Genomic DNA, 6,000 nt, shown 5'->3' on the forward strand with positions numbered 1-6,000 from the left:
TTCAAGTGCGTTGGAAGGGGCCTCAGCGGCGGGGCGGCTCGGGCACCTCTCCGTCCTCGTCCTCTTCGGCGGTGACGGGAATGGCATAGGCGCCGGAGAGCCAGCGGTTCAGGTCCACGTCGGCGCAGCGCTTGGAGCAGAAGGGGCGGTATTTTTCCACCTGCGGCTTACCGCAGATGGGGCAGGGTTTCGCGGGGCTGGCCGCCGGTCCGCTCGTCTTGTCGGTGTCGCTCATTGGGCGCGCTCCACCCAGCCCGCGCGCACAGGATAACCCTCGCCCGCCAGCAGGCCCACCGCCTCGATGAGCGGCAGCCCCACGACATTTGTGTAGGAGCCCACCAGCTTCACCACGAACGAGCCGGCGATGCCCTGGATGGCATAGCCGCCAGCCTTGCCGCGCCATTCGCCGCAGTCCAGATAGTCCGTCATCTCGTCCCGGGAGAGGCGCTTGAAGCGCACCCGGGTCTCGACCAGCCGGATGCGGTCCCGGCCCCGCGGATCCACCAAGCAGACGCCGGTGAACACCCGATGGCTGCGCCCAGAGAGCAGGCGCAGGCATTCCTCGGCCTCGTCCCGCAGCTCCGGCTTGGGCAGGATGCGTCGTCCCACGGCCACCACCGTGTCGGCCGAGAGGATGATGGCCTCCATGCCCGCCTCACGCGCCCGCCCCGCCACCAGCTTGCCCTTCTCGGCCGCGAGGCGCTGGGCCAGGCGGCGGGGCAGCTCGCCGCGCTCTGGTGTCTCGTCCAGCTCGGCCGGCATCAGCAGGTCCGGCTCGATCCCCACCTGATTGAGCAACGCCAGCCGGCGCGGGGAGCCGGACGCCAGGACGAGCTTGGGCTGATCGGTCACAACCATCTCCTGAAACCGTCAAAACTACGACGGGCTAAACCGGCTGGCGGCGGACCGGCCGCCGCCCCGCCAAGCCAAAGGGGTCACGCCCTGGCAAGGACGCGCTCCCTACGGACACGCTCTAATGGAAAGGGCCCGCGCTGTGAACGACGGAATGCCCACGCCCCCGTCATGGCCCAGGTGCGCTCGCGTCACTGCTGCGGAGCGGGCGGCGTTTGCGACAGCGGCGCAATGCGCGGCAGGATGATGGTCATCAGGGTTCCGGTGCGTCGGGCTCCGCCGCTCCCCCCGGGAGGCGGGCTCACCACCTCAATGCGCCCGCCGAGCAGTTCCGTCACGATCTGATGCACGATGTGCATGCCAAGGCCGGTGCCCCCCCTGGCCCGGGCGGGGGTGAAGAAGGGCTCGAACACGTGCGGCAGCACATCCGGCGGGATGCCGACGCCGTCATCCTCCACCTCGATGCGCACATTGTCCGCCCAATCCGCCCGCGCCCGAATGTGAATGCTGCCGTGCCGGCCTTCCGGGAAGGCGTGCTTCAGCACATTGCCGATGAGGTTGGACACCACCTGCTGGAGCGGCCCGGGATAGCTGTCCATCTCCACCCCCTCCTCCAGGTCGCAGGTGAGAGTGATGCCGCCGCTGGCATCCCATTTGTGCAGGCGCGGATCCGCGTCGCGGATGGTTTCGGCCAGGTCCATGGGCCTGCGCGCCACGGTCGCGCGATCGAGGGCCACCTGCTTGAAGCGGCGCACCAGGTCAGCGCAGCGATGCAGGGCATCCTGGGCCAGGGACAGGTCGCTGCGATCCGTCTCCAGGAAGGCCTCGAGATCGGAACGGCGCAGGCCGGCCTTCAGCCGCCCCTCCAGGCTCCCCACCGCGTCCATGGCCCGGCTGAGGCTCAAGGTGGCAACGCCGAGCGGGGTATTCAGCTCATGGGCCACCCCGGCCACCATGAGGCCCAGCGAGGACAGACGCTCGGCCCGGGCAATGCTCTGGTGCGCGTCCTCCAGGTGCTGGTTGGCCTCCACCAGGGCGCTGTTCGCAGCCTGCAGCGCGCGCGTCTGCAGCGCCTCCTGCTCCAGCGCGTGGGCCAGCCGGACGGCGATGACGAACACCATGGCCATGAGCAGAATGGCGATCACCGACAAGATGATCTTGGCCTCTGCCTCACCCCCCTCCCCGCGAAAGGCCTTCATGCGGATCAGCAGGAACAGCTGGGTGCCCGGGCCGCCGATGACGCTGGCATCGCGCGCGGCGATGAGGCTTCCGCCAAGGTCGAGCCGCTGGAACACCCAATGGGTGGCCCCCTCGTCCAGCTCACCCGTGGCGCCGCGGTTCAAGGCCGCCCACAATTGCGGGGCCTGTTGCGCGATGCCGGCATCATCGCGCCCGCGCTGCCACGCCCATTCCAGATCCTCGGATGGCCCGATGATCCAGTAGCTCTCGCGATTGGCCATGAACAAGGACACCCGCCGATCCGAGCCCGCCAGGCGGCGGATGCGGTCGAGCAGGTTCTGGGCGGCATAATTGATGATGACGATGCCCTGGCGACGGCCATCGCGCTGCAAAGGGGTGGCCACGCGCAGCATGGGGCGGAACGGCACCTCCACCTGTTCATGCTCCACATTCAGGTCGAGGGCGGAATAATAGATGCCCTTCATCGGCAGGGCGTTGGCATCGCGAAAATAGGCCCGTGCCGACTTGTCCTGCAGCCCGCTTGGGGGAACGAGCGTGGTCACCCGCGCCCGCTGGTCCACCCGCAGCCGTTCCCAGCCCTTCTCGTCGATCCAGCGCACCTGGTCATAGTCCGGAGAGCTGATAGCGAAGCTGAGGAAGAGCTGCCCGCCAATGCCATCGGGGCGCAGCTCCTGTTCCGGCAGGCGGGCCGTCAACGCGCCGAGGAAGAGGATGTCGCGCCCCAGCCGGTCCAGCACCCGCGTGATGAGGTCCGCTGCCCCGCGCATGATATCGGCGCTGCGCGTGATCCGCGTTTCCCGATATCCGCTCTCGATCTGGTTCCAGAGCATCGGCACGGCGATCGCGACGGCGAGCACCCAGGGGCCGAGAAAAATGCCCACCCGCCAACGCTGCCGATAGACGACGACAATGGCCCGCCTTGCCGCGGCGATCACCGACTTCAGTCGTTGCCCCGCTGCAAGTGTGGTGGCCATGCCCCGGCCTCAGGCGGCGCGCAGGCGCGTCAGCAGAGCGTCCAAGGGCTCCGGCCGCGCAAACAGATAGCCTTGGGCCAGATGGCAGCCCTCCGCGCGCAGCCACCCCGCCTCGGTCTCCGTCTCGACCCCCTCGGCCAGCACGCGGAGCTTCATGCGGTGGCCGAGCTTCACCATCATCTCGACAATGGTGGTGTCGGTGCCGGGATCGCCCAGGCTGCTGACGAAGGAACGGTCGATCTTCAGCTTCGCCGGGTGCAGTGCACGCAGCAAGGTGAGCGAGGAATATCCGGTGCCGAAATCATCAATGGCCAGGGGAAAGCCCATGGCCTGAAGCTCATTCAGCACGCTGCCCGCCTGTCGGTGCTGCTCCACGGCGATGGATTCGGTGATCTCCAGCTCGATGGTGCGCGGATCGACCCCGAACTCCTGGCAGCAGGCCAGCGCCTCATGGGCAAACTCCTCCCGCGCCAGCTGGCGCGGCGAAACGTTCACCGCCAAAGTGAGGCCGAAGCCCGCTTTGTTCAGCTCCGCCTGCGCCGCGCAGGACTTGCGCAGGATGCGAAGGCCCAAGGGCACGATGAGGCCGTTGGCTTCCGCAATGGCGATGAACTCCCCTGGAGGGATCACCCGCCCATCCGGCTGCGTCCAGCGGGCCAGCGCCTCCGCGCCTTCCACCCGGCCCGTGGCCAGATCCACCTGGGGCTGGAAGACGACGCCGATCTCATCGCGCTGCAGGGCCCGGTAGAGCTCGCGCGAGCGTATGAACCGCCGCTCGACGTCCGCATCGAGGTCGGGCTCGTAATGGAGCGTTTCCGCACCCCCGAGAAGGCGCGCCTTCTTCAGCAGCAGCAGGCCGGTAGCCAGCACGCTCTGGCCCGAGCCGCGGGCGTGATCCAGGTCGAGGCACGCGGAATCGACGCCGATGAAGGGCTCCCGCTGCGTATCCGGCCCGATTTCCAGCTCCTGCAGGCGCGAGGCGCAGGCCAGATCGGAAGGACCGAGAACGGCAAAGGTATCCTCATGCAGGCGCGCCACCATGCAGGGCAGTGGGAACAGCTTCTGAAGCCTCTCCGCCACCACCTTGAGCATTTCGTTTCCCTGTTCGACGCCCAGCGAAACGCAGCTTTCCGAATACTGGTCCAGCTCCAGCATCAGCAGCATGCGATTGCGCGGCGCGGCCATGTCCAGGGCCGCATCCACCGCGCGGCGCAGGGCATTGGCATTGGGAATGGCGAGCAGCTGATCCTCATAGGCCAGCCGGTCGAGGCGGCTCGACAGGGCCACATTGGCCAAGCCGGTGGCGATGTTGCTGACGAACACGCGCAACAGCTCGCGCTCGGTGCCGTCCAGCGGCCGGCCGGTAGCCAGATAGGCGGCGGCGTGCCCGGTCTCCGGCTCGTTGCCCGGAAAGAACATGACCTGGCAATTGTCATCCTCCAGGGACTGCCGTCCCGCCAGCGTCACCTCAATCAGCCCCCGGATGCGACTGTCATCGAGGCCGGACAGCGCGCGCCCCAAGGCCCCCTGGAAGCGGCCGGCGGCGCCGATGATGGTGCTGACATCGCTCGCCGCGCTGTCCGCCCGCACGCAGACCAGGCCGTCGGCGGGCACCCCGAAGAGGCCGGCCAGCTCCAGGATCATGCGGCCGGCGAAATCCTCGAAGCCCCGAGCACGCGACAAGGCGTTGCTGGCCTCGACAATGCTCTGGAGCCCACGCTGCGCCCGGCCGAGCGCCTGGATCTGCTCCCAGGTGCGCAGATTGCTCACCAGGATGCTGTGGAGGCGGGTATTGCTGAGCTCGGTCTTCAGCCAGTAGTCGGAAACGTCCAGCATCTCCAGAGAGGGCAGCATGGGCGCCATGCCCGGCTGGCCGGTGAGCAGCACGATGCGGACTTCCGCATTGCCCATCACCTCGCGCAGATTGCGCACGAGGCGAAGCCCCGCATCGTCCGTTTCCATGACCACGTCGAGCAGGACCAGCGCGATATCCGGCCGCTCCGAGAGGATCTTGGCTGCCTGGGTGGCGGAGTTCGCCTTGAGGAACTCCACCGACGCATCCCGATACCGGAAGCGTGTCAGCGACAGTTCAAGGGAGCGCTGAAACAAGCCATCATCGTCGACGCTGAGAACGGTGATGCAAGGCACGTCAGCCGCAGCGAAATCACCTTGCCCCTCATCGGAGAAGGTAAACAGATCGTCCCGATCGATCGCTTCCCGAAGGTTGGTGTCCACCTTCCCCTCCCGCGCAACGATGTGAGACCCGACTACTACGTTGGTATAGGACTATAACCTGAGGTTGGCATTACGCCATACCTTCGATTGTATTTTTCGTGCTGACAAGCCCATTCCCAGGGCGCAGACAACCCAGCCGTGCTGCAACTGCGAGCATCCAGGGATGCCGACCAGCCGCCGGCGCGCGGAGCGCCAGGGCTATCCATGCAATGGGCGCGCTGGCGCATTCTGCGCCCCGGAGCCCAATGCCGTCAGGTCAGGCTGGACAACCACCGTTCACATATGACGAAATGGCTTCGGCAGGGGTGGGCCGCGGGGACCATGATGCCCCACGGCTGCGGCACGGCGGACGGCTTGAAGCGGACACCCGCGAGGCGCGGGCGCACGGCTCCCTCCGGCCCCGGTCCGGAATTTCCAGGAACGGGGAAGAGACACCGCGCGGCCAGCCTGAGCACCGCGCGCCCTGCTTTCTCCGCGGCAGCCCGCCTCCCAGGCCCCGTTGTTCAGGCCTTGTCGCGAGGGTCGTCGGCGATGAGGGAGGGTTCGGCGGCTTCTTCCTGGGCCAGGGCTTCCAGCACCTCGCCCTTGGCCGCGCGGCCGCCGGCGATGAAGCCGATAACCACCAGCTGCAGGAAGTGGTAGATCATGATCGGCGTGATGATCAGCGACAGCTGCGGCGAGGTGCCGAACATCACCTTGGCAATGGGAAGCCCCGTCGCCAAAGACTTCTTCGAGCCGC

Annotated in this window: 5 protein-coding genes; all 5 read right to left on the reverse strand. The window is 67.5% G+C overall.

The features are described 5' to 3' along the window. Positions 1-22 precede the first annotated feature (22 nt). Positions 23-235 carry a DNA gyrase inhibitor YacG gene (yacG, locus tag L0966_RS12245; protein WP_234052205.1) on the reverse strand — a complete coding sequence of 71 codons (213 nt, stop codon included), beginning with the start codon at positions 233-235 and terminating at the stop codon, positions 23-25. After that, positions 232-852, reverse strand: a complete 621-nt coding sequence (locus tag L0966_RS12250) for a Maf-like protein (RefSeq protein ID WP_234052206.1) — start codon at positions 850-852, stop codon at positions 232-234. The genes yacG and L0966_RS12250 overlap by 4 nt, the downstream gene beginning before the upstream one ends. A 191-nt stretch (positions 853-1,043) precedes the next feature. Beyond that, positions 1,044-3,026 (reverse strand): sensor histidine kinase, encoded by a 1,983-nt coding sequence (locus L0966_RS12255; RefSeq protein WP_234052207.1) that lies wholly within the window; start codon positions 3,024-3,026, stop codon positions 1,044-1,046. 9 nt (positions 3,027-3,035) lie between these two features. Then, positions 3,036-5,261: an EAL domain-containing protein gene (locus L0966_RS12260; RefSeq protein WP_234052208.1), complete on the reverse strand. Its 2,226-nt coding sequence runs from the start codon at positions 5,259-5,261 to the stop codon at positions 3,036-3,038. Between the two features lie 503 nt (positions 5,262-5,764). Further along, positions 5,765-6,000: bile acid:sodium symporter (locus L0966_RS12265; RefSeq protein WP_234052209.1), on the reverse strand; the 236-nt coding region annotated here is incomplete at its 5' end.

Origin of the sequence: Xanthobacter sp. NM-59, from assembly GCF_021401125.1 — a bacterium.
GTDB lineage: Bacteria > Pseudomonadota > Alphaproteobacteria > Rhizobiales > Xanthobacteraceae > Xanthobacter.